Annotated in this window: 25 protein-coding genes; 20 read left to right on the top strand and 5 right to left on the bottom strand. The window is 70.6% G+C overall.

Annotated features, from left to right (window positions below; genetic code table 11):
* Positions 1-15 precede the first annotated feature (15 nt).
* The gene (idsA2, locus tag AC5Y4Q_RS13685) at positions 16-1,065 is read right to left on the bottom strand and encodes a bifunctional (2E,6E)-farnesyl/geranyl diphosphate synthase (RefSeq protein ID WP_499959319.1); all 1,050 of its coding nucleotides are present in this window, start codon (positions 1,063-1,065) and stop codon (positions 16-18) included.
* A gap of 269 nt (positions 1,066-1,334) precedes the next feature.
* Here idsA2 and AC5Y4Q_RS13680 point away from each other — a divergent pair, with 269 nt between their 5' ends.
* Positions 1,335-2,240, top strand: coding sequence for a mycobacterial-type methylenetetrahydrofolate reductase (locus AC5Y4Q_RS13680; RefSeq protein WP_064924157.1), 906 nt, complete (start codon positions 1,335-1,337; stop codon positions 2,238-2,240).
* On the opposite strand, the gene AC5Y4Q_RS13675 is transcribed toward AC5Y4Q_RS13680, so the two are convergent.
* Together AC5Y4Q_RS13675 and AC5Y4Q_RS13670 are read right to left on the bottom strand one after the other, a co-directional pair.
* Entirely contained in the window at positions 2,216-2,932 is a 717-nt protein-coding gene (locus AC5Y4Q_RS13675) for an LppM family (lipo)protein (RefSeq protein WP_064924156.1), read from the bottom strand. The genes AC5Y4Q_RS13680 and AC5Y4Q_RS13675 overlap by 25 nt on opposite strands.
* On the bottom strand, positions 2,929-3,540 hold the full coding sequence (locus tag AC5Y4Q_RS13670) for a GNAT family N-acetyltransferase (protein WP_064924155.1): 612 nt from the start codon (positions 3,538-3,540) through the stop codon (positions 2,929-2,931). Before AC5Y4Q_RS13670 ends, AC5Y4Q_RS13675 begins: the two co-directional genes overlap by 4 nt.
* 219 nt (positions 3,541-3,759) lie before the next feature.
* On the opposite strand from AC5Y4Q_RS13670, the gene AC5Y4Q_RS13665 reads away from it, so the two are divergent.
* The 17 genes from AC5Y4Q_RS13665 (at position 3,760) to AC5Y4Q_RS13585 (ending at position 23,220) form a co-directional block, all read left to right on the top strand.
* The gene (locus tag AC5Y4Q_RS13665) at positions 3,760-4,161 is read left to right on the top strand and encodes an SCO2097 family morphological protein (protein ID WP_064924154.1); all 402 of its coding nucleotides are present in this window, start codon (positions 3,760-3,762) and stop codon (positions 4,159-4,161) included.
* Positions 4,162-4,458: 297 nt separating this feature from the next.
* On the top strand, positions 4,459-4,890 hold the full coding sequence (gene mraZ / locus AC5Y4Q_RS13660; protein WP_064924153.1) for a division/cell wall cluster transcriptional repressor MraZ: 432 nt from the start codon (positions 4,459-4,461) through the stop codon (positions 4,888-4,890).
* Positions 4,865-6,028 carry a 16S rRNA (cytosine(1402)-N(4))-methyltransferase RsmH gene (gene rsmH, locus AC5Y4Q_RS13655; RefSeq protein WP_499959315.1) on the top strand — a complete coding sequence of 388 codons (1,164 nt, stop codon included), beginning with the start codon at positions 4,865-4,867 and terminating at the stop codon, positions 6,026-6,028. Before mraZ ends, rsmH begins: the two co-directional genes overlap by 26 nt.
* The gene (gene ftsL, locus AC5Y4Q_RS13650) at positions 6,025-7,101 is read left to right on the top strand and encodes a cell division protein FtsL (protein WP_428844290.1); all 1,077 of its coding nucleotides are present in this window, start codon (positions 6,025-6,027) and stop codon (positions 7,099-7,101) included. Before rsmH ends, ftsL begins: the two co-directional genes overlap by 4 nt.
* Positions 7,098-9,101 carry a peptidoglycan D,D-transpeptidase FtsI family protein gene (locus AC5Y4Q_RS13645; RefSeq protein WP_499959312.1) on the top strand — a complete coding sequence of 668 codons (2,004 nt, stop codon included), beginning with the start codon at positions 7,098-7,100 and terminating at the stop codon, positions 9,099-9,101. Before ftsL ends, AC5Y4Q_RS13645 begins: the two co-directional genes overlap by 4 nt.
* Positions 9,102-9,161: 60 nt before the next feature.
* The gene (locus tag AC5Y4Q_RS13640) at positions 9,162-10,721 is read left to right on the top strand and encodes a UDP-N-acetylmuramoyl-L-alanyl-D-glutamate--2,6-diaminopimelate ligase (RefSeq protein WP_499959310.1); all 1,560 of its coding nucleotides are present in this window, start codon (positions 9,162-9,164) and stop codon (positions 10,719-10,721) included.
* A complete protein-coding gene (locus AC5Y4Q_RS13635) occupies positions 10,718-12,226 on the top strand; it encodes a UDP-N-acetylmuramoyl-tripeptide--D-alanyl-D-alanine ligase (protein WP_499959307.1) in 1,509 nt (502 codons plus the stop codon). Before AC5Y4Q_RS13640 ends, AC5Y4Q_RS13635 begins: the two co-directional genes overlap by 4 nt.
* A complete protein-coding gene (gene mraY / locus AC5Y4Q_RS13630) occupies positions 12,226-13,305 on the top strand; it encodes a phospho-N-acetylmuramoyl-pentapeptide-transferase (RefSeq protein ID WP_499959305.1) in 1,080 nt (359 codons plus the stop codon). Before AC5Y4Q_RS13635 ends, mraY begins: the two co-directional genes overlap by 1 nt.
* A 1-nt stretch (position 13,306) precedes the next feature.
* Complete coding sequence (gene murD, locus AC5Y4Q_RS13625; protein WP_499959303.1) at positions 13,307-14,827, top strand: UDP-N-acetylmuramoyl-L-alanine--D-glutamate ligase; 1,521 nt, start codon at positions 13,307-13,309, stop codon at positions 14,825-14,827.
* A gap of 5 nt (positions 14,828-14,832) precedes the next feature.
* Positions 14,833-16,347 (top strand): putative lipid II flippase FtsW, encoded by a 1,515-nt coding sequence (gene ftsW / locus AC5Y4Q_RS13620; RefSeq protein WP_082952783.1) that lies wholly within the window; start codon positions 14,833-14,835, stop codon positions 16,345-16,347.
* A 4-nt stretch (positions 16,348-16,351) separates the two neighbouring features.
* Positions 16,352-17,509, top strand: a complete 1,158-nt coding sequence (gene murG / locus AC5Y4Q_RS13615) for an undecaprenyldiphospho-muramoylpentapeptide beta-N-acetylglucosaminyltransferase (RefSeq protein WP_268967043.1) — start codon at positions 16,352-16,354, stop codon at positions 17,507-17,509.
* Complete coding sequence (murC, locus tag AC5Y4Q_RS13610) at positions 17,499-18,983, top strand: UDP-N-acetylmuramate--L-alanine ligase (protein ID WP_499959301.1); 1,485 nt, start codon at positions 17,499-17,501, stop codon at positions 18,981-18,983. The genes murG and murC overlap by 11 nt, the downstream gene beginning before the upstream one ends.
* The gene (locus tag AC5Y4Q_RS13605) at positions 18,980-19,909 is read left to right on the top strand and encodes a cell division protein FtsQ/DivIB (RefSeq protein WP_499959299.1); all 930 of its coding nucleotides are present in this window, start codon (positions 18,980-18,982) and stop codon (positions 19,907-19,909) included. The genes murC and AC5Y4Q_RS13605 overlap by 4 nt, the downstream gene beginning before the upstream one ends.
* Before the next feature lie 286 nt (positions 19,910-20,195).
* Positions 20,196-21,359, top strand: coding sequence for a cell division protein FtsZ (gene ftsZ / locus AC5Y4Q_RS13600; protein WP_064924144.1), 1,164 nt, complete (start codon positions 20,196-20,198; stop codon positions 21,357-21,359).
* Positions 21,360-21,368: 9 nt separating this feature from the next.
* Positions 21,369-22,076: a peptidoglycan editing factor PgeF gene (pgeF, locus tag AC5Y4Q_RS13595; RefSeq protein ID WP_125225936.1), complete on the top strand. Its 708-nt coding sequence runs from the start codon at positions 21,369-21,371 to the stop codon at positions 22,074-22,076.
* A 118-nt stretch (positions 22,077-22,194) separates the two neighbouring features.
* Positions 22,195-22,857, top strand: a complete 663-nt coding sequence (locus AC5Y4Q_RS13590) for a cell division protein SepF (RefSeq protein ID WP_125225937.1) — start codon at positions 22,195-22,197, stop codon at positions 22,855-22,857.
* A gap of 72 nt (positions 22,858-22,929) precedes the next feature.
* Entirely contained in the window at positions 22,930-23,220 is a 291-nt protein-coding gene (locus AC5Y4Q_RS13585) for a YggT family protein (protein WP_019735026.1), read from the top strand.
* A gap of 10 nt (positions 23,221-23,230) precedes the next feature.
* Here AC5Y4Q_RS13585 and AC5Y4Q_RS13580 read toward each other — a convergent pair whose 3' ends face one another.
* Positions 23,231-24,034, bottom strand: a complete 804-nt coding sequence (locus AC5Y4Q_RS13580) for a DUF2249 domain-containing protein (protein WP_499959296.1) — start codon at positions 24,032-24,034, stop codon at positions 23,231-23,233.
* 500 nt (positions 24,035-24,534) lie between these two features.
* Here AC5Y4Q_RS13580 and wag31 point away from each other — a divergent pair, with 500 nt between their 5' ends.
* Positions 24,535-25,329 (top strand): DivIVA-like cell division protein Wag31, encoded by a 795-nt coding sequence (gene wag31, locus AC5Y4Q_RS13575; protein ID WP_499959294.1) that lies wholly within the window; start codon positions 24,535-24,537, stop codon positions 25,327-25,329.
* A 65-nt stretch (positions 25,330-25,394) separates the two neighbouring features.
* Positions 25,395-25,772, top strand: coding sequence for a hypothetical protein (locus AC5Y4Q_RS13570; RefSeq protein WP_499959292.1), 378 nt, complete (start codon positions 25,395-25,397; stop codon positions 25,770-25,772).
* Here AC5Y4Q_RS13570 and AC5Y4Q_RS13565 read toward each other — a convergent pair.
* Complete coding sequence (locus AC5Y4Q_RS13565) at positions 25,769-26,455, bottom strand: phosphoribosyltransferase (RefSeq protein ID WP_499959290.1); 687 nt, start codon at positions 26,453-26,455, stop codon at positions 25,769-25,771. The genes AC5Y4Q_RS13570 and AC5Y4Q_RS13565 overlap by 4 nt on opposite strands.
* Positions 26,456-26,505: the final 50 nt, after the last annotated feature.

Raw genomic sequence — 26,505 nt, 5'->3', positions numbered from 1 at the left:
CGGCGCTCCGGGTCCTCAGGCGGACCGGTCGGCGACCAGGCGGGCCAGGTCGGTCAGTCCGGCTTTGGCAACCTCGTCGATCGGCGCGGCCGCCAGGGCAGCCATGGCGCGACGGGTCAGCACATCGATGCGGTCCTCGACGGCGGCCAGCGCGCCCACCGCCTCGATCACCTCGCACAGCTCGCGGACCTGCTCATCGGTCAACGCGGTGCCCAGCGACGTGCGTAACCGCTTGGCGGCCACCGGATCTGACTTGTCGGCCAGCTCCACCGCCTCGGCCACCAGCACGGTGCGTTTGCCCGAGCGCAGGTCGTCGCCCGACGGTTTGCCGGTCACCGCCGGATCCCCGAACACGCCCAGCACGTCGTCGCGCAGCTGGAACGCCACCCCGAGGTCGGTGCCCAGTTCGTGGAACAGGGCGTGGATGTCGGGCCGGTCGGCCGCGGCCGCGACCCCCAGTTGCAGCGGGCGCACCACCGTGTAGGAGGCGGTCTTGTAGGTGTTGACCGCCATCGCCGATGCGATCGACTCGACACCGCTGGCCTCGGACACGATGTCGAGGTACTGCCCGCCGAGCACCTCGGTGCGGATGTCTGACCAGACCCGCCGCACCCGGCGCTGCGCACCGGCGGGCAGGTCGGTACCGGCGACGATGTCGTCGGCCCAGACCAGCGCCAGGTCACCGAGCAGGATGGCGGCCGAAATCCCGAATTGTTCGGGGACGCCCCGCCATCCGCGACGGCGGTGCAGCTCCGCGAACTTGTGGTGGGTGGTCGGGCTGCCGCGGCGGGTCGCCGACGCGTCGATCACGTCGTCGTGCACCAGCGCGCACGCGTGCAGCAGTTCCAGCGCCGAGAACAGCAGCAGCTCGTCGGCGACGGCGTCGCGGCCGGTGATGGCGCGCCAGCCCCAGTAGGCGAACGCCGGACGCAGCCGCTTGCCGCCGCTGAGCACGAACTCTTCCAGGCCGGTGATCAGGGCCTGGTAGTCATCGCCCATGTAGGCGGTGTCGGTACGGCGGGTGCGCAGGTAGGAGCGCAACTGCTCGGTTACCGCGCCGGCCAATTCGACGGCCGACGGTGCGGTTGCTGCTGTGGCCTTGAAGCTCAGCGCGGCGCCCCTTTCTCACTCGGCCCGGACCGGGACTCCCGGCGTGCGTCCAGCGTAGAGTGTGCCATCACGCCCGGGGGGACTCAGCCAGGCGGCGCTGACGTGAGGCCGATAGGCTCAAGCATCTTGCGGCCGTGTCGGCCGCCGTGCCGCTCGTGCCTTCTCCGCGGAGGGCCGGCGATGCCGCCGCGGCCCGTTGACCGCCTTCGATGAGGAGCAACCTCGTGACCTTGAACACCGTCGCACTCGAGCTTGTCCCACCGAACCTGGACTCCGGCGACCAGCAGCCCCGGGACAAGGCCTGCGAGGAGGCCGGCAAGGTGCTGCGGTTCGCGGCCGAATCCGGTCTTGAAGGCCGGATCCGGCACATCCTGATGCCCGGCATGATCGCCGAGGAGGACGACCGCCCGGTCGAGATGAAGCCCAAGCTCGACGTGCTGGACTTCTGGACCGCGATCAAGCCGGAGCTGCCGGGCATGGCCGGGCTGTGCACTCAGGTCACCGCGTTCTCCGACGAACCGGCGCTGCGCCGTCGGCTCGACGATCTGACCTCGGCCGGCATCGAAGGTGTCGTCTTCGTCGGCGTGCCCCGCACCATGGCCGACGGGGAGGGCTCCGGGGTGGCGCCCACCGACGCGCTGGCGACATTCCGCGATGAGGTGCCCAACCGCGGCGTCATCCTGATCCCGACCCGCGCCGACGAGATCAGCCGGTTCAGCTTCAAGTGCGACCGCGGCGCGACGTTCGGGCTGACCCAACTGCTGTACTCCGATGCGATCGTGCCGTTTTTGACCGAGTTCGCCCGGCACAGCGACGCCCGCCCGGAGATCTTGCTGTCCTTCGGTTTCGTGCCGACGGTCGAGAACCGGGTCGGGTTGATCAACTGGCTGATCCAGGACCCCGGCAACGCGGCGGTGGCGGCCGAGCAGGCGTTCGTCAAGACCCTGTCGGGCAGCGAACCCGAGCAGCGGCGCAAGCTGATGCTCGACCTGTACAAGCGGGTGGTCGACGGGGTCGCCGACCTCGGCTTCCCGCTGAGCATTCACCTGGAGGCGACGTACGGGGTCTCCGCGGCCGCGTTCACGACGTTCGCGCAGATGCTCGACTACTGGTCGCCGGCGGCGTCCTGAGTCGACGCGAATCGCGGTGAGCGGTCCCGGCCCTGCCAGGCGATCAGCGCCACCGCGGCGGCCACACCGAACGTCGACAACACCAGCCACATGGCGGCGCGCGCGAACGATCGGGTGCTGGGATCGGTGTAGCGCGCCTGCGCGGTCATGGTGCTCACCACGCCCGGCTTGAGCCGCCACTGCACCGTGTCCAGGCCGACGCGTTCGCCGTTGGTGGAGGTCACCTCGCCGGGGAACGCCACGCTCAATTCGACGTCGGCCTCCGGGTCGCTGAGCGAGGTGAGATCCACCCGGCCCTCCAGGATCACCAGATTGCCGGCGCGGCGCAGCGCCAGATTCACCCCGGCCGCGTCGCGATTCATCTCGGCCAGCTGGGGCAGTTCGGCGAAGGTCAGGTCGGAGAACACCGCCTGCGAGCCGAGGTAGCCGTCCCGGTTATAGCCGGAGATCGCGATCTTCTGGGCGAACGGCAGGTCGGCGTTGAGCTTGGGGCCGGTGTCGTTGTCGTTGCGGGGCTTGGCCGCCGCGATGATCTGCCCGGAGACCAGGTCGTCGGGGGAGACGGTGATGGTCGCCTTGATGCGCACGCACCCCACCGTGAGCGGCGCGGTGATCAGCAACAGCCCGACCAGGGCCAGCAGTCGGCGGTATGCGGTGGACCGGGGCGAACGCCGAACATGCACGGAGGTCATCGTGCCAGACCGGCCGGGTGCTGCGCTGACGACTGCTCCAACGGCAGGGGCCGACCCAGGATGGCGAACGGCCGGGGGTCGCCGGCGAAGTGGTGACCACGGATGACGTCGGTGAACCCCAGCCGCCGGTACAACCGCCAGGCGCGGTTGCCTTCGCCGCTGATTTCCGGGGTGGACAGCAGCACATTGGCCTCGGCGCGCCTGGCGAGCAGCCGCCGCGCCAGCGCCTCGCCCAGGCCGCTGCCCTGCGAGTGCGGCATCACGTGCAACTCGGTCAGCTCGAAGTAGCTGGTCATCAGGCGCGAGATGGCGTGGCGCGGCAGCCCGCGGCGCTGCAGGCCCAGCACCACCTGCTGCTGCCACCACTGGTCGGGTGCTCCGCAGTAGCCGTAGGCGATGCCCAGTAGCTCAGCGCTGGAACCACCGTCTTCGCCGTTCAGGGCGGCCACGCCCTGCCAGCCGCGGCGGCGGGTGTGATCCAGCCACATCGCGGCACGTTGGTTCTCGGTGCCCGGCGGGTAGCCCATCGCGGTGACGTACACCCGCAGCGCCTCGCCGAGGCGATCCGCCATATCGTGCGGCGACAGGTCGATGAGCAATGTCGCCAACGTGCAGGTTCCTCTCCCGGTCGGTAGTGCGGCGCGCCGGATCCATTATCCGGAGGACGTCGGCGGTTGTGGTTCGGCCTCGCCGGACCGCGGCTACAATCAGCTGAGGAAGCCTGTGGTACACCGCAGGTCGACCTCGTATTATCAGTATTAGTTGCCCGCACAGTCCGTAGCCAGCCGTGGGCAGTGATGTGAGCGGCCGTCGGCAAGGAGGGACGAATGCCACTCTCCGATCATGAACAGCGCATGCTCGATGAGATCGAGAGCGCCCTCTACGCCGAGGACCCGAAGTTCGCTTCCAGCGTTCGCGGTGGTGCTCTGCGTACCCCGACCACCCGGCGGCGGCTACAGGGCATGGCACTGTTCTTGGTCGGGCTGGTGATGCTGGTCTCGGGGATCCCGTTCTACGCGACCGTCAACCCCGGTTTCCTGATCCTGAGCGTGCTGGGCTTCGTGGTCATGTTCGGTGGGGTGGTCTTCGCGATCACCGGCAACCACGCCACGGCCGGCCGCGATGGCGCGGCCAAGGCGGGCGGAAGCCAGCAGCGTCGGGTCAAGGGCAGCAGCGGCACCTTCGCCAGCCGCATGGAGGACCGCTTCCGCCGCCGCTTCGAGCCGTAACACGCAACGTCTGACGGAACAGGGCAGCCGATTGGCTGCCCTTTTTTCGTGGCCGCGTCGTCCCGGCCTCTGATACCGGCGCCACCCGGTCGGCGATCGGCCCCACTTCGCCCCACTTCGATTTTTCACGGCTGACCAGCACGTTTATCGGCACGGCCGAGCGCTGCTGCTGTCACCGTGCCGGAAAATCGCTAGCCGGATGGGGAAAGGGGGTGAAGATGGGGCTTTAGATGGTGCGGAGTGGGGGATTGTGGGGTATTGTGGGCATACGTTGACGACGTGAGCGGGAGGTAGCCGATGTTTCTCGGCACCTATACGCCCAAGCTCGACGACAAGGGGCGGCTCACACTGCCCGCGAAGTTTCGCGACGCGCTGGCAGGAGGGTTGATGGTCACCAAGAGCCAAGACCACAGCCTGGCCGTGTATCCGCGGGCAGAGTTCGAGCAGCTGGCCCGCCGTGCGGCCAAGGCCTCGCGCAGAAACCCGGAGGCGCGGGCGTTTCTGCGCAACCTGGCCGCCGCCACCGATGAGCAGCATCCCGATGGTCAGGGCCGAATCACCTTGTCACCGGACCACCGGCGCTACGCCAACCTGTCCAAGGACTGCGTGGTCATCGGGTCGGTCGACTACCTCGAGATCTGGGACGCGCAGGCCTGGAGCGACTACCAGCAGACCCATGAAGAGAACTTCTCCGCGGCCAGCGATGAAGCACTCAGCGACATCATCTGAGGCGCACGCCCGTGCCTCGTGGCCTCTGTCCGAACCGACCCTGACGTACTTCCCCAACGTCAGGTTCGCGCTGTCGGGCAGGGACCTCGAGGCAGGGGCTTGCGAGCAGACGCGACGGGGAGGTGTTGCAGTGGCCGACCAGGGCGCCTTCGGGCATGTGCCGGTACTGCTGGAACGCTGCGTGGAACTGCTGGCCCCGGCCCTGACCCGGCAGTCCCCCGACGGTGGGGGCGCCACCCTCGTCGATGCGACGCTGGGGGCCGGCGGGCACACCGAACGCTTTCTGAGTGAGTTCCCCGGTCTACGGGTCATCGGGCTGGACCGGGACACCACCGCGCTCGACATCGCCGGCGCCCGGTTGGCCCGCTTCTCCGATCGCCTGAGCATGGTGCGCATCCGCTACGACGGGATCAGCGCCGCACTGACCGAAACAGGCTTGGCCGCAACGGCGTCCGTCGACGCGGTGCTGTTCGATCTCGGCGTTTCGTCGATGCAGCTGGACCGGGCCGAGCGCGGCTTCTCCTACGCCCAGGACGCCCCCTTGGACATGCGGATGGACCCGGACGCCGAGCTGACGGCTGCGGACATCGTCAACACCTACGACGCGGCAGCACTGACCGACATCCTGCGCCGCTTCGGGGAAGAACGCTTCGCATCCCGGATCGCCGCGCACATCGTCCGCCGCCGGTCGCAGACCCCGTTCACATCGACGGGGGAGCTGACCGCCCTGCTCTACGCGGCGATCCCGGCGCCGGCCCGGCGTACCGGGGGGCATCCGGCCAAGCGAACGTTTCAGGCGCTGCGCATCGCGGTCAACGGTGAGCTGGACTCGCTGCGCGATGCCCTTCCGGCGGCGCTGGACGCCCTGGCGGTGGGCGGGCGCATCGCGGTGATGTCCTACCAGTCGCTGGAGGACCGCATCGTCAAGCAGCTGTTCGCCGCGGTGACCACGTCGCGGACCCCGGTCGACCTGCCGGTCGAGTTGCCCGGCGACAAACCGCGTTTCACCGCCTTGACGCGCGGCGCCGAACGCGCCCAACCGGACGAGGTCGAGCGCAACCCGCGCGCCGGATCGGTCCGGTTGCGCGCCGTGCAGCGGGTTGCGGACGGGCCGATCGCGGCATCGAGGGGGAACTGATGGCGACCAAGCGCAAACCTGCGGTACGGCACGGCGACCGCCGCCGCAACCCCGACGGCGCAACCCGAACCGGGCCGCGCCGCTCAAACGAGGCACCGCCGTCGCGGCGTACGCGTCGGCAGCACGCGACCGCGTCTGCACCGGGGCGTGAATCGCGGCCGCGCTCGGGGCCGCAGAACGCGGCATCGACTCGGCCGGAGCCGCGCCCCGACGCAAGGCCGGTACCACCGAAGAACACCAAGCAGGCCAAGGCGCGGGCCAAGGCACGAAAGGCCAAGGCGCCCAAGGTCGTGCGCGTCCCCCTGCGGGAACGCCTGATTACCCGGCTGGCCTCGATCGACCTGCGCCCGCGCACGCTGGCAGCCAAGGTTCCGTTCGTGGTGTTGATCATCGGCTCGCTCGGCATCGGGTTGGGCATCACGCTGTGGCTGTCGACGGATGCCGCCGAGCGCTCCTATCAGCTGGGCAACATCCGGGAACGCAACCGGGTGCTGATGCAGCAGAAGGAGGCGCTCGAGCGTGACGTGCTGACCGCCGAGTCCGCACCGGCACTGGCCGAGGCGGCTCGCGAGCTGGGCATGATCCCGACCCGCGACACCGCGCACCTGGTTCAGGACCCCGCCGGCAACTGGGTGGTGGTCGGGGTCCCCAAGCCGGCCGAAGGTGTGCCGCCGCCCCCGCTGAACACCAAACTGCCCGACGATGCGCCCGTGACGCCGCCGGCCGAGGTTCCGGTCCGGGTGCCGCCCGCGGCGCCGAAGCTGGACAACCGGCATCTGCCCGCCCCGGCGGTGCCCGCCCCTGCTGCACCCGGTATGCCCCTGATCATTCCGGGCCTGCCGGGGATGCCCGGCCTGCCCGGCGCGCCGCTGTCTGGGCCGCCTCCGGGGCCGGTGTTCGACATCCCGCCCGTCGCGCTGCCGCCGCAGCCCGCGCTGCCACCGGGCGCCGTGCTGCCACCGGCGACCGTGCCACCCGCCGAGGCCGCGCCGCCGCAGCCCGCAGTGCCGCCGCAGCCCGTGCTGCCGCCGGAGGTGCTGCTGCCCCCGGCGGTCCCCGGAGCCGCGCGATGAGACGGCCGGCGCGGGGGACCGGACCGGCGCGCCGCGCCGACGGCTCCGTCAAGATCAAGGCCCGCAAATCCGGCCGGACGACCGCCTCCGCCAAGCAGGCCGCGCCGGCCAAGGGCGGTAAGCCACCCAAAGTGGCTCAGCCGGAAGGACATTCGGCCCGCGAGCGTCGCACCCGCCCCGCCACCGACCTGGGTCTGCGCAGCGCGTCGTTCGTCTTTCGGCACCGCACCGGCAACGCCGTCATCTTCCTGGTGCTGGCACTTGCTGCGGCGCAGCTGTTCTATCTGCAGGTTCCACGGGCGTCGGGGCTGCGCGCCGAAGCCGCCGGGCAGCTCAAGGTCACCGACGTCGAACAAGCCATGCGCGGCGACATCATCGACCGCACTGGCGACAAGCTGGCATTCACCATCGAAGCGCGGGCCTTGACCTTCCAGCCGATCAAGGTCGGCAAGCAACTCGAAGAAGCCAAGAAGAAGAATCCTGCCGCTCCCGATCCGCAGCGTCGGCTGCAGGAGATCGCCAAGGAGATCGCCGGGCGGCTCGGCAACAAGCCGGATGCGGCGACGCTGCTGAAGAAGATGCGCAGCAACGAGACCTTCGTCTATCTCGCCCGCGCCGTCGAGCCGGCGCTGGCCGAGGCGATCACCGACAAGTGCCCGGAAGTGGGCAGCGAACGCCAGGACCTACGGCAGTATCCCGGCGGATCGTTGGCGGCCAACATCATTGGCGGCATCGACTGGGACGGCCACGGCCTGTTGGGCCTCGAGGACTCGATGGACGCCGTGTTGGCCGGCACGGATGGTTCGATCACCTACGACCGCGGCTCCGACGGCGTGGTGATCCCGGGCAGCTACCGCAACCGCCACCGGGCCGTCAACGGCTCGACGATCCAGCTCACCATCGACGACGACATCCAGTTCTACGTCCAGCAGCAGGTGCAGCAGGCCAAGAACCTCTCCGGGGCGCGCACCGTGACCGCGGTGGTGCTCGATGCCAAGAGCGGCGAGGTATTGGCGATGGCCGGCGACAACACCTTCGACCCGTCCCAGGACATCGGGCGTCAGGAGGACCGGCAGCTCGGCAATCCGGCGGTGTCGTCGCCGTTCGAGCCCGGCTCGGTCAACAAGATCATCACCGCCGCATCGGTCATCGAGTACGGGCTGAGCACCCCCGATGAGGTGTTGCAGGTCCCCGGATCGATCAACATCGCCGACGTCACGGTCGGCGACGCGTGGGAGCACGGCGTCACGCCCTACACCACCACCGGGATCTTCGGTAAATCCTCCAACGTCGGCACCCTGATGCTGGCCCAGCGGGTGGGTCCGGAGCGCTGGTTCGAGATGCTGGAGAAGTTCGGGCTGGGGCAGCGCACCGGCGTGGCACTGCCCGGCGAGAGCGCGGGACTGGTCCCGCCGGTCGATCAGTGGTCAGGCAGCTCGTTCGCGAACCTGCCGATCGGCCAAGGCCTTTCGATGACGCTGCTGCAAATGGCCGGCATGTACCAGGCCATCGCCAATGACGGGCTGCGGATCCCGCCACGGATCATCAAGGCGACCATCGCCCCCGACGGCAGCCGCACCGAGGAACCCCGGCCTGACGGCGTGCGGGTCGTTTCCGAGCAGACCGCGGCAACCGTGCGCAACATGCTGCGTTCGGTGACCCAGCGCGACCCGACCGGCATCCAACAGGGCACCGGATGGCAGGCCGCGGTGGACGGCTACCAGATCTCCGGGAAGACCGGAACCGCCCAGCAGATCAACCCCGCGTGCGGCTGCTACTACGACGACGTCTACTGGATCACGTTCGCCGGGATAGCGCCCGCCGACAACCCGCGCTACGTGATCGGCTTGATGTTGGACAACCCGCACCGCGCCGCGGACGGATCACCGGGCACCTCAGGCGCGCCGCTGTTCCACAACATCGCCGCCTGGCTGTTGCAGCGCCACAACGTCCCGCTGTCGCCCGACCCCGGAGCGCCACTGGTTCTGCAGGCGATGTAGCAGCTGCCACCGCCCGCCTGGGTAGTCTCAGGTCCGGTTCTGACGACCTGGCCGGAGCGGATGGAGGTGATCGCGGTGTCTGCCGCATTGCGCCCGGACGTCGGCGCAGGAACGCCGCTGCCGGCGCTGGCCGCCCGGATCGCGGCGGTGACGGCCACCGGCGGGGTGGTGCCGGAGCTGGCGATCACCGGGCTGACCCTGCGCGCCCAGGACGTCCAGCCGGGCGACCTGTTCGCGGCGCTGCCCGGGGCGACGACCCACGGTGCGCGATTCGTGGCCGAGGCGGTTGCCCGCGGCGCGGCAGCGGTGCTCTCCGACGGGGCCGGGGCCGCCGAGATCGCGGACAATGCAACCGCACCCGACACGCCGGTGCTGGTTCACCCGTCGCCGCGGGCCGTGCTCGGCGAGCTGGCGGCAGAGGTCTACCGGCACCCCTGCGAGCGGCTCACGGTCATCGGGGTCACCGGGACCTCGGGCAAAACCACCACCACCTATCTGGTCGAGGCCGGACTGCGGGCCGCCGGCCGTACCGCCGGACTGATCGGCACCGTGGGCGTCCGCATCGACGGCGTCGACCTGCCCAGCGCGCTGACCACCCCAGAGGCCCCGGCACTGCAGGCGCTGCTGGCGGTGATGGCCCAGCGCGGGGTGGACACCGTGGTGATGGAGGTGTCCAGCCACGCGCTGGCGCTGGGGCGGGTCGACGGCACCCGCTTCGCGGTGGGCGCGTTCACCAACTTGTCCCGGGACCACCTGGACTTCCACCCGAGCATGGCCGACTACTTCGAGGCCAAGGCGCGGCTGTTCGATCCGGCCTCAGCCCTGCGGGCCGCCCGCGCGGTGGTCTGTGTGGACGACGAGGCCGGCGCGGCGATGGCGGCGCGGGCCACGGCACCGATCACCGTCAGCGCGACCGGCCAGCCGGCTGACTGGGCAGTCGACCAGGTCAGTGCCGGCCCGCGCGGCCGGGAGTTCACGGCGGTCGATCCCGCCGGGGTCCGCCATCCGGTCGGCATCGGGCTGCCCGGCGACTACAACGTCGCCAACTGCCTGGTGGCGCTGGCCATCCTCGACACGGTCGGGGTGTCGCCGGAGCAGGCGGCACCCGGCCTGCGTGACGCCCGGGTGCCGGGCCGGATGGAGCCGGTCGACCGCGGGCAGGGCTTCCTGGCGCTGGTCGACTACGCCCACAAGCCGGGCGCACTACAAGCGGTGTTGCAGACCCTGCGCGAGGATCTGCGCGACACGGCCGGGCGGCTGGCCGTGGTTTTCGGCGCCGGCGGCGACCGTGACCCCGGCAAGCGCGGCCCGATGGGCCGGATCGCCGCTCAGGCGGCCGACCTCGTCGTCGTCACCGACGACAACCCGCGCGGCGAGGACCCGGCCGACATCCGGCGGGCCATCCTGGCCGGTACCGCCGACGGCGCCGCCGAGGTGGTCGAGATCGGTGACCGGCGGGCCGCGATCGAGTACGCGGTGGGTTGGGCGCGGCCCGGCGACGTGGTGCTCGTCGCGGGCAAAGGCCACGAAACCGGGCAGACCGCCGGCGGGCGCACCCAGCCCTTCGATGACCGCGTCGAACTCGCCCAGGCGCTGGAAGCGCGAGAGCAGCACCGATGATCGCGCTGACCCTTACGCAGATCGCCGAGATCGTCGGCGGCCGCCTGGCCGACATCTCGGCGGAGCAGGCCGCCCGCACCACCGTCACCGGCACGGTCGAGTTCGATTCGCGCCGCATCACGGCGGGCTCGTTGTTTCTGGCGCTGCCCGGGGCGCGGTCGGACGGCCACGACCATGCGGCGTCGGCGGTGGCCGCCGGAGCGGTGGCGGTGCTGGCGGCCCGCCCGGTCGGGGTGCCGGCCATCGTTGTAGAACCGGTCGCATCCGATAGTCGTTCCGGTGCACTCGAACACGACGACGCCGCCGGATCCGGCGCCGCGGTGCTGGCGGCGCTGGCCAAACTGGCCGCCGCGGTGGCCGCAACCCTGGTGGCCCAGGGACTGACGATCGTCGGCATCACCGGCTCGTCGGGCAAGACCTCCACCAAGGACCTGATCGCCGCGGTGCTGGCGCCGCTGGGGGAGGTGGTGGCGCCGCCGGGATCGTTCAACAACGAGCTGGGCCACCCCTGGACGGTGCTGCGCGCCGACGAGAACACCGATTTTTTGGTGCTGGAACTGTCGGCACGGCATCGCGGCAACATCGCGGCGCTGGCCGCGATCGCCCCGCCGCAGGTGGCGGTGGTGCTCAACGTCGGGACGGCGCACCTGGGCGAGTTCGGCTCCCGTGAGGCGATCGCCGAGACCAAAGCCGAGCTGGCCCAAGCGGTCCCGGCATCCGGCGTGGTGATCCTCAACGTCGACGACGCGGCGGTGGCCGCGATGGCCGACAAGACCGTCGCCCGGGTGGTGCGGGTCAGCCGCGCGGCGCCCACCGACGTGTGGGCCGGGCCGGTGGCGCTCGACGAACTGGCCCGCCCGCGTTTCACCCTGCACGCCGGCCGGGTCGAGACCGAGCTGCAGCTCGGGGTGTCCGGGGACCATCAGGTCGGCAACGCGCTGTGCGCGGCCGCGGTCGCCCTGGAATGCGGCGCGACGCCGCAGCAGGTGGCCGCCGCCCTGGCCGGCGCCGGACCGGTCTCGCAGCACCGGATGCACGTCACCACCCGCGCCGACGGGGTGACGGTGATCGACGACGCCTACAACGCCAACCCGGATTCGATGCGAGCGGCGTTGCAGGCGCTGGCCTGGATCGCCCACGGCGAGGAACCGGGGACGAAGCGCCGCAGCTGGGCGGTGCTCGGGGAGATGGCAGAGCTGGGCGAGGACGCGATATCCGAGCATGACCGCATCGGGCGGCTCGCGGTGCGCTTAGATGTCTCTCGTCTTGTTGTCGTCGGAGTAGGGAGATCGATGGGCGCGATGCACCACGGCGCGGTCATGGAGGGATCCTGGGGCGCCCAAGGTGACAGGGGGGCCAGTACGGTTCCCGACGCCGATGCCGCCCTCGCCCTGTTACGCGCCGAACTGCGCCCCGGTGACGTGGTGTTGGTCAAGGCCTCCAACTCCGCCGGGCTGACCGCGCTGGCCGATGCCCTGACCAGCGACGATGCGGGAGATCGCTGATGATCATGATCCTCGTCGCCGCCGGCGTCGCGCTGCTGGTCGCGATCCTGCTGACCCCCGTGCTGATCCGGGTCTTCACCAAGCAGGGGTTCGGACAGGAGATCCGTGAGGACGGGCCGGCCAGCCACCACAGCAAGCGCGGCACCCCGTCGATGGGCGGCGTGGCCATCGTGACCGGCATCTGGGCGGGCTATCTGACCGCACAGCTGGCCGGCCTGGTGTTCTACGGCACCGGGCCGACGGCCTCCGGGCTGCTGGTGCTGGGGTTGGCCACCGCGCTGGGCGTGGTCGGCTTCGTCGACGACCTGATCAAGATCCGCCGGGCACGCAACCTCGGCCTGAACAAGACCGCCAAGACCGTCGGGCAGGTCACCGCGGCCACCTTGTTCGGTCTGCTGGTGCTCGGGTTCCGCAACAGCTCCGGCCTGACCCCGGGCAGCCCCCAGCTGTCCTACGTGCGGGAGATCGCCACCGTCACGCTGCCGGCGGCGGTGTTCGTGCTGTTCGTCATCCTGGTGGTCAGCGCCTGGTCGAACGCGGTCAACTTCACCGACGGCCTCGATGGGTTGGCTGCCGGGTCCATGGCGATGGTCAGCGCCGCCTATGTGCTGATCACCGTGATGCAGCACCGCAACGCCTGCGCCAGCGCGCCCGGACTGGGCTGCTATAACGTCCGCGACCCGCTGGACCTGGCGCTGATCGCCGCCGCGACCGCCGGCGCCTGCATCGGATTCCTGTGGTGGAACGCCGCGCCGGCCAAGATCTTCATGGGCGACACCGGGTCGCTGGCGCTCGGCGGGGTGATCGCCGGACTGTCGATCACCACCCGCACCGAGATCCTCGCGGTGGTGCTCGGCGGCCTCTTCGTCGCCGAGATCACCTCGGTCGTGGTGCAGATCCTGGCGTTTCGCAGCACCGGCCGCCGGGTGTTCCGGATGGCGCCGTTCCACCATCACTTCGAGTTGGCCGGCTGGGCCGAGACCACGGTGATCATCCGGTTCTGGCTGCTGACGGCCATCGCCTGCGGCTTGGGCGTCTCCATGTTCTACGGCGAGTGGTTCACCGCGGTCGGCGGTTGAGATGCTGAGTGTGCTGGAGCCCGGTGCCCGGGTGCTCGTCGCCGGCGCCGGGGTGACCGGCCGGGCGGTGCTGGGGGCGTTGGCGCCCCTGGGACTGCAGCTGACGCTCTGCGACGACGACCCGGCCGCGCTGGCCCGGTACACCGGGGTCGCCACGCTGAGCCCGGCTGCGGTGGCGCCACAGATCGCCGACTACGCCCTGGTGGTCACCAGCCCCGGATTTCCGCCGGGCACCCCGGTGCTGGCCGCCGCCGCCGCGGCCGGTGTACCGATCTGGGGCGACGTCGAGTTGGCCTGGCGGCTGGATGCGGCCGGCCGGTACGGACCACCGCGGCGCTGGCTGGTGGTGACCGGCACCAACGGCAAGACCACCACGACGTCGATGCTGCACGCAATGCTGACCTCAGCGGGCCGACGCGCTCAGTTGTGCGGCAACATCGGCAGTCCCGTGCTGGACGTGCTGGGAGAGCCGGCCGGCGGTTCAGCGAGGCTCGACGGAGGAGAGCGGAAGCTGGGACCGCCGCATGAATCCGAACTGTTGGCCGTCGAGCTGTCCAGTTTCCAGTTGCACTGGGCCCCGTCGCTGCGCCCGGAGGCCGGCGCGGTGCTCAACATCGCCGAAGACCACCTGGACTGGCACGGCAGCATGGCCGCCTACACCGCCGCCAAGGCCCGTGCGCTGGCCGGCCGGGTGGCGGTGGTCGGCTTGGACGACGCCCGCGCCGCCGCGCTGTTGGATACGGCCCCCGCCGCGGTGAAGGTGGGCTTTCGGCTCGGTGAGCCCGCGGCCGGCGAGCTCGGGGTCGTCGACGGCATGCTGGTCGATCGCGCCTTCGGCCCATCCGGTGAAGGCCTGGCGTTGGCGCCGGTGTCGTCCATACCGGTGCCCGGACCGGTTGGGACGCTGGACGCGCTGGCCGCGGCCGCACTGGCCCGCAGCGTGGACGTGTCCCCGGAGGCGATCGCCGACGCGCTGGCGTCGTTCCAGGTTGGCCGGCACCGCGCCGAACTGGTCGTCGTAGCCAACGGCATCCGGTACGTCGACGACTCCAAGGCGACCAATCCGCACGCGGCCGAAGCCTCGGTGCTGGCCTATCCGCGGGTCGTCTGGGTGGCCGGCGGGCTGCTCAAGGGCGCCTCAGTCGACGCGACCGTCGCCAGGATCGCCGGCCACCTGGCCGGGGCGGTGTTGATCGGCCGGGATCGCGGCGAGGTTGCCAAGGCGTTATCGCGACACGCACCGGATGTCCCCGTCGTCCACGTTGTGACAGGCGAGGATATTGATATGGGTGATGCTGCCGTGTCTCCAGTTACTCGTGTTGCACATGTAGCTGAAGGGTCTGATGAGTCGCTGAGTTCCCGGGTGATGACGGCGGTGGTGGCCGCCGCCCGTGAGCTCGCGCGGCCCGGCGACACGGTGCTGTTGGCGCCGGCGGGGGCGTCCTTCGACCAGTTCTCCGGCTACGCCGCCCGGGGCGATGCGTTTGCCGCCGCCGCGCGATCCGCGGCAGGCTCGGTGTGATCGGCGTGCTCGGGGTGCTGGGCCGGCTGCGGCGGCGCGAGGCTGCCGCCGAAGCCGCCGATCCCGCCCAAGACACGGCTGCTGACAAGCCGGTCAAGAGCGAACCGCGCACCCGGTTCGGCGCCTGGCTGGGCCGCCCCATGACCTCGTTTCATCTGATCATCGCCATCGCCGCGCTGCTGACGACCCTCGGGCTGATCATGGTGCTGTCCGCCTCCGGGGTGGAGTCCTACGGTGTGGACGGCTCGGCGTGGCGGATCTTCGCCAAGCAGGTGCTGTGGACGGTGATCGGACTGTTCGGCTGCTACGTGGCGCTGCGGATGCCGGTACGGTTCATGCGCCGCACGGCTTTTGCCGGCTACGCGTTCACCATTGTGTTGCTGGTGCTGGTGCTGATCCCGGGCATCGGCACCTTGTCCAACGGGTCGCGGGGCTGGTTCGTCATCTACGGCTTCTCCATGCAGCCCTCCGAGCTGGCCAAGATCGCGTTCGCCATCTGGGGCGCCCATCTGCTGGCGGCCCGGCGCATGGAGCGCGCGACGCTGGGCGAGATGCTGGTGCCCCTGGTGCCCGCCGCCGGTGTCGCCCTGGTGCTGATCGTCATCCAGCCCGACCTGGGCCAGACGGTTTCGCTGGGCATCATCCTGCTGGCGCTGCTGTGGTACGCCGGCCTGCCGCTGCGGGTGTTCACCACCTCCCTGGCGGCCATCGTCGCCGCCGCCGCGATCATGGCGGTGACCGAGGGCTACCGCTCGGACCGGGTGCGGTCCTGGCTGGATCCCGACGCCGACATCCAAGGCGCCGGGTACCAGGCCCGGCAGGCCAAGTTCGCGCTGGCCAACGGTGGGATCTTCGGCGACGGCCTGGGTCAGGGCACCGCCAAATGGAACTATCTGCCCAACGCACACAACGACTTCATCTTCGCCATCATCGGTGAGGAGCTCGGCTTCATCGGCGGGTTCGGGTTGCTGGCCCTGTTCGGCTTATTCGCCTACACCGGCATGCGCATCGCGAAGCGCTCCGCCGACCCGTTCCTGCGGCTGCTGACCGCCACCACCACGATGTGGGTGATCGGCCAGTCGTTCATCAACGTCGGCTACGTGATCGGGCTGCTGCCGGTCACCGGAATCCAGCTACCGCTGATATCTGCGGGTGGGACTTCCACGGCCACAACGTTGTTCATGATCGGCATCATGGCCAACGCGGCCCGGCACGAACCGGAGGCGGTGGCGGCGCTGCGTGCCGGCGCCGACGACCGGATGAACCGGATCCTGCGGCTGCCGCTGCCGGAGCCCTACACACCGACCCGCATCGAGGCGCTGCGCGACCGGCTGCGGTCCCGGCCGCAACCGGCCGCCCGGCCGCGCGGCAGCGGCCGGGCCAGGCAGGCCCCCAAGCGGGCGGCGAGCCGGGGCGCGGGCCGCGCAGGGCAAAATGGAGGCGGCCGACGCCGCCCGGCGGCGTCGGACGAGCGGCGTCCGACCCGCGGGCGCGCACGCGCATTGGAAGGTCAGCGTTAGGGCAGTGAACGACTCGGTCAGCAAGCCCGACCGCGGTGCGCCGATCTCGGTGGTCCTGGCCGGTGGCGGCACCGCCGGCCACGTCGAACCCGCGATGGCCGTCGCCGACGCGCTGAGCGCCTTGGACGCGCGCGTCCGGATCACCGCCCTGGGTACCGCCCGCGGCCTGGAGACCCGACTGGTGCCGGCGCGCGGTTATGACCTGGAGCTGATCACCCCGGTGCCGTTGCCCCGCAAGGTCAACGCCGATTTGGCCCGGTTGCCGCTGCGGGTGGCACGGGCCGTCCGGGAGACCCGGGCGGTGCTGCGCACCACCGCCGCCGACGTGGTGATCGGCTTCGGCGGCTATGTGGCGCTGCCGGCGTACCTGGCCGCGCGCGGTATCGGCAACGGCCGGGTCCCGGTGGTGATCCACGAGGCCAACGCCCGTGCCGGGTTGGCCAACCGGGTCGGGGCGCGCGGCGCAGCGCGGGTGCTTTCGGCCGTGGCCGATTGCGGGCTGGCGCACCCGGAGGTGGTCGGGGTGCCGGTCCGCGCCGCGATCACCACGTTGGACCGGGCGGCGCTGCGGGCGGCGGCCCGCGCCCACTTCGGCTTCGCCGACGACGCCCGGGTGCTGCTGGTCTTCGGCGGCTCGCAGGGCGCCCGCTCGATCAACCAGGCCGTGGCCGGGGCCGCCAAACACCTTGCCGCGGCAGGGATCTCGGTGCTGCATGCGCACGGGCCGAAGAACACCCTGGAGCTGCCGGAGCCCGGCCCGGGTGATCCGCCCTATGTCGCGGTGCCCTACCTGGACCGGATGGACCTGGCGTATGCGGCCGCCGACCTGGCGATCTGCCGGTCCGGGGCGATGACGGTCGCCGAAGTGTCGGCGGTCGGTCTGCCCGCGGTGTATGTGCCGTTGCCGATCGGCAACGGCGAACAGCGGCTCAACGCGCTACCGGTGGTCAACGCCGGCGGTGGGGTGCTCGTCGACGACGCGGCGCTCACACCGGATTTCGTGGCCGGCACGGTCGTCGGACTGCTCACCGACACCGGGCGGCTGGCCGCGATGACCAGCGCCGCCGCCCTGGCCGGACATCCCGAGGCGGCGCGGCGAGTGGCCGAGGTGGCTCTCGACGTCGCTACCGCCCGGCGCTCTCGGAGCCGGCATGGACGCTGAGCAACTGCCGCCGGAGCTGCGTCGGGTGCACATGGTCGGCATCGGGGGAGCGGGCATGTCCGGCATCGCCCGCATCCTGCTGGATCGTGGCGGCCTGGTGTCGGGATCGGACGCCAAGGAGTCCCGCGGAACCCACGCGCTGCGGGCCCGCGGCGCGCAGGTCCGGATCGGGCACGACGCCTCGGCCCTGGACCTGCTGCCGGGCGGCGTCACCACGGTGGTCACCACGCACGCGGCGATCCCCAAGACCAACCCCGAACTCGTCGAGGCCCGCCGCCGCGGCATCCCGGTGGTGCTGCGGCCCGCGGTGCTGGCCAAGCTGATGGCCGGGCGCACCACCTTGATGGTCACCGGCACCCACGGCAAGACCACCACCACCTCGATGCTGGTGGTGGCGCTGCAGCACTGCGGACTCGATCCGTCGTTCGCGGTCGGGGGCGAATTAGGTTCTGCCGGCGCCGAAGCCGGCACCAACGCCCACCATGGCAGCGGTCCGCTGTTCGTCGCCGAAGCCGACGAGAGCGACGGCTCACTGCTGGAGTACACCCCGAACGTGGCGGTGGTCACCAACATCGAAGCCGATCACCTCGACTTCTTCGGCAGCGCCGAGGCTTACACCCAGGTGTTCGACTCGTTTGTGGAGCGCATCACCCCGGGCGGGGCGGTAGTGGTCTGTGTCGACGATCCCGGCGCCGCCGAGCTAGCCGACCGTACTGCCGCACAAGGCATCCGGGTGCTGCGCTACGGCACGGAAGCACCCGGGCAGCAGGAGCTGGCCGGGTCATTGCTGAGTTGGGAGCAGCAGGGCACCGGCGCCGTCGCGGAGATCGCGCTGGCCGGATCGACCCACCGGGCGGCGATGCGCCTGGCGGTGCCGGGCCGGCACATGGCGCTCAATGCGCTGGGTGCACTGCTGGCGGCGATCGAGGTCGGGGCACCGCTGGACGCGGTGCTCGACGGCCTGGCGGGGTTCGACGGAGTGCGGCGCAGGTTCGAGTTGGTGGGTTCGGCCGGTACCGGCGATTCGGTGCGGGTCTTCGACGACTACGCGCACCATCCCACCGAGATCGCCGCGACGCTGACCGCGGTGCGCACCTTGCTGGCCGAACGCGGCACGGGGCGCAGCCTGGTGGTGTTTCAGCCTCATCTGTACTCGCGCACAAAGGCGTTCGCCGCCGAGTTCGGTCGCGCACTGGACGGCGCCGACGAGGTCTTCGTACTCGACGTCTACGGTGCGCGCGAGCAGCCGTTGCCCGGTGTGAGCGGGGCAAGCGTCGCAGAGCACGTGAGTGTTCCGGTGCATTACCTGCCGGACTTCGCCGCGGTTCCCGAAGCGGTGGCAGCGGCCGCCGGTCCCGGCGACGTGATCGTCACCATGGGCGCCGGCGACGTGACTGTGCTGGGCCCAGAGATCGTCACCGCGCTGCGGGCGCGGGCCGCCCGGACCTTTCCCGGCCGCCCGGGCGTGCTGTGAGCGTGCCACCCGAAATCCCGGATGTCCCACCGCAGGACCCGGCGGAGGAGACGCCCCAGGACACCCAGGCAGCTGACGTCGAGGACACCGAGGCCACCGAAACGGCCGAGGTCGAGGGCCCGCGCCGGCGCGCCCGGCGGGAACGGGCCGAGCGGCGCGCCGCGCAGGCCCGCGCCGAGGCGATCGAGCAAGCCCGCAGGGAGGCCAAGCGGCGGCTGCGAACAGGCTCGTCCGAGCCGGCCAAAGGTGTTCCGCGGGGCACCGTTCGGGGCCTGAAAATGGCGTTGGCCACCTTTCTCGCGCTGGTTGTGATCATCGGGCTCGGGCTCGTCTTGTACTTCACGCCGGTGATGTCGGTGCGCGAGATCGAGGTGACCGGGATCGCGGCGGTCTCCCGCGACGAGGTGCTCGATGTCGCGAAAGTCCAGCTCGGCACCCCGCTGCTGCAGGTCGACACCGGCGGTGTCGCCGAGCGGGTCGCCGCGATCCGGAGGGTGGCCAGCGCCCGGGTGCAGCGGCAGTATCCGTCGGCGCTGGGCATCTCGGTGGTGGAGCGGGTCCCCGTGGTATTCAAGGACTTTCCGGACGGCCCACACCTGTTCGACAAGGACGGCGTCGACTTCGCGACGGCCCCGCCCCCGGCGATGCTGCCGATCTTCGACGTCGACAACCCCGGCCCGACGGATCCGGCCAGCCGGGCCGCGCTGCAGGTGATGACCGCGCTGGCCCCGGAGGTCGCCGCCCAGGTCAGCCGGGTGGCTGCCCCGTCGGTCGCCTCGATCACCCTGACGCTAGCCGACGGCCGGGTGGTGATCTGGGGCAATACCGACCGCACCACGGAGAAGGCCCAGAAGCTGGCGGCGTTGCTCACCCAGCCCGGACACACCTACGACGTGTCGAGTCCGGACCTGCCCACGGTGCGTTAACCCGCGGCCGCACGTCGCCGAGCGGGACTCGGTCGTCACGGCACGCGCGGATCCCGACGGGAATACCGCGCCAGTCAAGAAAATTCGCCCGGCGTGTCTCGGCGCGTCGGCGCCGGTGACAGCCGCGGCGGCCCTACTGTGGCGGTTGCGTGGAACAACTTGACATAACTCTAAGCCTTTGGTTGAGGTTGAGGGTTTGCCCCAGGTCAGTCAACAAGGCAGTTCCGGGAGTTCCGCAGACAGGCCCCAGAGAGGAATCCAATCCCACCAGGGAGGAAGACGAACGATGACCCCACCGCACAACTATCTGGCCGTCATCAAAGTCGTGGGTATCGGTGGTGGTGGCGTCAACGCCGTCAACCGGATGATCGAGCAGGGCCTCAAAGGCGTCGAGTTCATCGCGATCAACACCGACGCCCAGGCACTGTTGATGAGCGACGCCGACGTCAAGCTCGACGTCGGCCGGGACTCCACCCGCGGCCTCGGCGCCGGCGCCGACCCCGAAGTGGGCCGCCGGGCCGCCGAAGACGCCAAGGACGAGATCGAGGAGCTGCTGCGCGGTGCCGACATGGTGTTTGTCACCGCCGGGGAGGGCGGCGGCACCGGCACCGGCGGTGCGCCGGTGGTCGCCAGCATCGCGCGCAAGCTCGGGGCGCTGACCGTCGGCGTGGTCACCCGGCCGTTCTCCTTCGAGGGCAAGCGGCGCGGGATGCAGGCCGAGAACGGCATCACCACGCTGCGTGAGAGCTGCGACACCCTGATCGTGATCCCCAACGACCGGTTGCTGCAGATGGGCGACGCCCAGGTCTCGCTGATGGACGCCTTCCGCAGCGCCGACGAGGTGCTGCTCAACGGCGTGCAGGGCATCACCGACCTGATCACCACCCCCGGCCTGATCAACGTCGACTTCGCCGACGTCAAGGGCATCATGAGCGGTGCGGGCACCGCCCTGATGGGCATCGGGTCGGCCCGCGGCGACGGCCGGGCGCTCAAGGCCGCCGAGGTCGCGATCAACTCGCCACTGCTGGAAGCGTCGATGGAGGGCGCCCAGGGCGTGCTGATGTCGGTCGCCGGCGGCAGCGACCTGGGCCTGTTCGAGATCAACGAGGCGGCCTCGCTGGTGCAGGACGCCGCGCACCCCGAGGCCAACATCATCTTCGGCACCGTGATCGACGACTCGCTCGGCGATGAGGTCCGGGTGACGGTGATCGCGGCGGGCTTCGACTCGGCCGGTTCGGGTCGCAAGCCGGTGACCGGGACCACCGGTCAGGCCCGGCACGCGGTGGCCCCCGGGCAGGCCGGCAAGGTGACCTCGTCGCTGTTCGACCCGGTCGATGCGGTCAGCGTGCCCGCCCCCACCAACGGGGCGACGGTCAGCGTCGGCGGCCGCAACGGTGATGACGGCTGCGACGACGACGACGTCGACGTGCCGCCGTTCATGCGGCATTAGTTCGGCCGCATGGCTTTTCGGGTCCGGCGGGTGACGACCACCCGGGCCGGTGGCGTCTCGGCAGCTCCGTTCGACAGTTTCAACCTGGGCGACCACGTGGGCGACGATCCCGCGGCCGTGGCGACCAACCGCGCACGGTTGGCGAAGGCGACCGGCCTGGGCGCTGATCGCCTGGTGTGGATGAACCAAGTGCATGGCGATCACGTGGAGCTCATCGACGGACCACGCGACACCCCGGTCGAGGCGACCGACGCGCTGATCACCGCCGTCCCCAGGCTGGCGATGGTGGTGGTGACCGCCGACTGCGTCCCGGTGCTGATGGCCGATGCCCGCGCGGGGGTGGTCGCCGCGGTGCACGCCGGCCGAGTCGGCGCGCAACACGGGGTGGTGGTTCGTGCGTTGGAGGGCATGCTGGCTGCGGGCGCGCAGGTCGGCGACATTTCGGTGCTGCTGGGCCCAGCGGTCAGCGGGCCGCACTATGAGGTGCCCGCCGCGATGGCCGACGAAGTCGAGGCGGCGTTGCCCGGTAGTCGCACACTCACCTCGGCCGGGACGCCCGGGCTGGATCTGCGAGCCGGAATCGCCCGGCAATTAAAGGAAAGGGGTGTCGCAGCGATCGACATCGACCCGCGCTGCACGGCGGCGGATCCGCAGCTGTTCAGCCACCGCCGTGACGGGCGCACCGGCCGGCTGGCCTCGCTGGTGTGGCTGGAATGAAACCGGTTGCGCCTGTCCGCGTGTCGTTGCGGGGCGTGCGCGGTCTGGGCCGTTACCGTCACCGTTATTAGTCACTTCAGTCACACCTTCATCACAGTCATCAGAGAAGGGTCTAGGGATGAGCACACTCCACAAGGTCAAGGCCTACTTCGGGATGGCTCCTATGGACGACTACGACGACGACTACTACGACGACGGCGATGACCGGGCCGCGTCGCGCGACTACTCACCCCGGGCGGAGCGGTTCTCCGAGGACGTCTTCGACCGCGTCGCGGGCCGCTCCGACGGCCGCTACGACGACCGCTTCGCCGACCGCGACTACGACGAGGCGCCCGGGGGTTACCGGGGCGGCTACGACGACGACCCGCGGTACCGGAGCCGCGAGTTCGACCGGCCCCGCGACTTCGAACGCTCGCGCTTCGCCTCGCTGCGCGGTTCCACCCGCGGCGCCCTGGCGATGGAACCGCGCCGGATGGCGATGATGTTCGACGAGAGCAGCCCGCTGTCGAAGATCACCACGTTGCGCCCCAAGGACTACAGCGAGGCCCGCACCATCGGCGAGCGGTTCCGCGACGGCACCCCGGTCATCATGGATCTGGTGTCGATGGACAACGCCGACGCCAAGCGGCTGGTCGACTTCGCGGCGGGTCTTGCCTTCGCCCTGCGCGGCTCGTTCGACAAGGTCGCGACCAAGGTGTTTCTGCTGTCGCCGGCCGACGTCGACGTGTCGCCGGAGGAGCGCCGCCGCATCGCCGAGACCGGCTTCTACGCCTATCGGTAGGCTGGCACGACAGTCGGGCCGGTCAGCGCGATGCTGATGCGGGCACACCCTCGTCAGTAAGGTCGCATTCCGTTGGCGCTGTTCTTCACGATTCTCGGTATCGCGCTGTTCGTGTTCTGGCTGCTGCTCATCGCTCGGATCGTCATCGAGTTCATCCGCTCGTTCAGCCGGGACTGGCACCCACGCGGGGCCACGGTGGTGATCCTGGAGCTGATCATGAGTATCACCGATCCACCGGTGAAGCTGCTGCGCCGCCTGATCCCGCAGTTGACCATCGGCGCGGTGCGCATCGACCTGTCGATCATGGTGCTGCTGCTGATCGCGTTCGTCGGGATGGAACTGGCGCTGCAGCACGCCGCGTGAGGGCCCGGGCTCAGACCCGGGTCAACCGCAGCCGCCACGCCTCCGGGCCGCGCTCTTCGTAGCCGACCGCCAGCCGGCCGCCGCTGCGCTCGGCGAGCTGGTGCAGCAGCGGAATCGGATCGTGCGGCGCCACCAGCAGCATCGAGCCGCCGATCGGGACCGCGTCGAAGGCCCCGAACACCGTCGCGTGCCGGATCGCGTGCGGAATCTCGCGCACGTCGAGCTCGGGCATCTCCTCGTCCTGTTCGCCGCAGCCGCAGCCGCCATGGCCGCCGTGGCCACCATGACCGTCGCCGGCCGCGCCGGACTGGGCGGCCTGGGCCGGCTCGGCGGGGATCGCCGGCAGCTGGGCGGCCAGATCGGCCAGCGAGACACCGCTGGCCTCGGCGAGCGCGGGCAGCAGCAGGTCGGCGATCTTGCCCAGCAGCGCCTCCAACAGCACCCGCAGCGCCTCGACGTGCGCGGCGATCTGCACCCGGTCGATGTCGCGGGAGATGCGCACCGCCGCCTGCTCGATCAGCTGGGTCTCGCCGAGCAGGCCCTCGATCAGCAACCGCGACCGCTCGACGCCCGCCGACGCCGGGTAGATGACCTCCACCGCGGCCCGCAGCTGCGGGCGCACCCCCTGCTCGATGAAGGCCTGGACCGCGCGGTGGGCGTCGTCGAAGCCCGGGCCGGCCGTACCCACCGCGGCGAACACCGCCGCCCCCAGCGCGGCTTGGCGGCCGAGCAGCTCGGCATAGCGGGATCGCACCTCATCGACCGCCGCCGAATCCGCTGCGCTGGTCGCCACGACCACGTCGTTGGTTGTCATCCTGGGGTTCCTTCCGTTTGGTCCCGATCGGCCCTGCGTCGGGGCGGGCCACCCGCCGTCAATATTTACGGGCCGACATTGTGAATAATACGGTCCCGGGTGGCCGGCCGGTACCCCGTGGGGCGGTGCCGGCAGCGCGGACCCGGGGGTCACCGACGGCGTTTGGGGCACAGCGAAATACGCGGCGCTCACCCGGCCGGGGTCTGACACTTTGCTGCCCGCGGCCGGACCGGCGCCACCGCCGGGGCCGGCCCCGGTCACGGCAGCCCTTGCTAGCCGCGCGACGCCCCGACGAGCATGGGTGGCCGGCCTCACCGGTGGTGTTTGCCGAAGCGTGATTTCTGTGGCAGCAATTTGAAATTCACTCTTAATATCATTCTCATTGCCGAGCCCAGCGTCTGATGTGACAGGATGGACGGCAGTTACAACACGGCTAGCGTATTCCCGGTCGACCTACACTTGCCCGATCGGTGCTACCTACCTGACCAAGGGGGCAGACGATGCCACTAACACCGGCAGACGTGCACAACGTCGCGTTCAGCAAACCGCCGATCGGGAAGCGCGGCTACAACGAGGACGAGGTCGACGCCTTTCTCGACCTGGTGGAGACCGAGTTGACCCGGCTCATCGAGGAGAACGCCGACCTGCGTCAGCGGGTCAGCGAGCTCGACCAGGACCTGGCCGCGGCCCGCGCCGGTGGGGGCCAGCAGGTCACCACCTCGATCCCGGTCTACGAGCCTTCCCCCGAGCCGGCCGCGCCGGCGCCACAGCCGGCCGCGCCCGAGCCGGCCACCGAAGACCAGGCACTCAAGGCGGCACGGGTGCTGAGCCTGGCCCAGGACACCGCCGACCGGCTGACCGGCACCGCCCGCGCCGAATCCGAGAAGCTGATGGCGGATGCCCGCGCCAACGCCGAGCAGATCCTCAGCGAGGCCCGGCAGACCGCGGAGACGACGGTCGCCGAGGCCCGGCAGCGGGCCGACGCCATGCTCGCCGATGCGCAGACCCGCTCCGAGACGCAGCTGCGTCAGGCCCAGGAGAAGGCCGACGCCCTGCAGGCCGACGCCGAGCGCAAGCACTCCGAGATCATGGGCACCATCAACCAGCAGCGCACCGTGCTGGAAGGCCGCTTGGAGCAGCTGCGTACCTTCGAGCGCGAATACCGCACCCGGCTCAAGACCTACCTGGAATCCCAGCTCGAGGAGTTGGGTCAGCGCGGCTCAGCGGCACCGGTGGACACCAGCGCCGCCAGTGACGGCGGCGGGTTCAACCATTTCAACCGCGGCACCAACTGACGGTGGCAGTCGGGCCGTCACGCGGTGGGTGCAAGTAGTCTGCTCGTGGGGCGGGAGGTGAATCGATGCTGATCATCGCGCTGGTATTGGCGGCAATCGGACTTGCTGCACTGGTATTCGCTGTGGTCACCAGCAACGCGCTGGTGGCCTGGGTGTGTATCGGGGCGAGCCTGCTGGGCGTGGTGTTGCTGATCGTGGACGCGTTGCGTGAGCGTCGCCGCAACAGCCCGGCGGCCGCGCCCGAGGCGGTCTCGGACGCGGCTGAGGCCCCGGCGGACGCGGAGGCCTTCACCGACGCCGACGCCGACGCCGACGCCGACGACGACGCCGAAGACGGTACGCCCGAGGTGGCGGAAACGGTTGACCCCGACGCCCTCGAGGACTACGACGGCGTGGCGGTCGAGGACAACACCGACGACCCCGTGACGCATCCGGCCGATTAACCGGCAATGGTGGTCGGCGTGGCCAGCAGGTCGCGGACCTCGTCATCGCTGACCTGACGAAAGTCGACGTAGGTCTGACCGACGGCGTCGAATGCGGCGGGGATCGTCGCGCACACGACGTCGTCGGCCTCCTGGGCGATCTTGCGGCAGGCCGAGAGTGGGCTGACCGGTACCGCGACCACGGTCCTCGCCGGTTCGGCTGACTGCACCGCCCGCACCGCCGCCAGCACGCTCGCGCCGGTCGCGATGCCGTCGTCGACCAGGATGACGACCCGGCCGCGCGGATCGGCGGCCGGCCGGTCACCGCGGTAGGCGATTTCCCGCCGCCGCAGTTCGGCCGACTCGCGGTCGACCACCGACTGCAGCACTTCGCTGCTGATACCGAGGTCGGCGACCACCTGATCGTTGACCACCACCAGCCCGCCGCTGGCCAACGCGCCCATCGCCAGTTCCGGCCACTGCGGAACGCCCAGCTTGCGCACCAGGAACACATCCAGCGGCGCCTGCAGGGCGGCGGCCACCTCCCAGGCGACCGGCACCCCGCCGCGGGCCAGACCCAGCACCAACAGAGACTCGGTGCCGCGATAATCGGCCAGCCGCTCGGCCAGGAACCGGCCGGCGTCGTGGCGGTCGCGGAAGGTGCGAGGCGCCGACGTCTGGTTCGAGCCGCCTGGTCGAGTCATCTCCCCATCGAGCCTACGACTCGACGGCTGTAGTCACACGGTGTCCGAGG

This window comes from Mycobacterium sp. NGS16 (assembly GCF_059813225.1).
The sequence above is the reverse complement of the archived record's forward strand: the minus strand, read 5'-3'. Positions and strand labels throughout refer to the sequence as shown.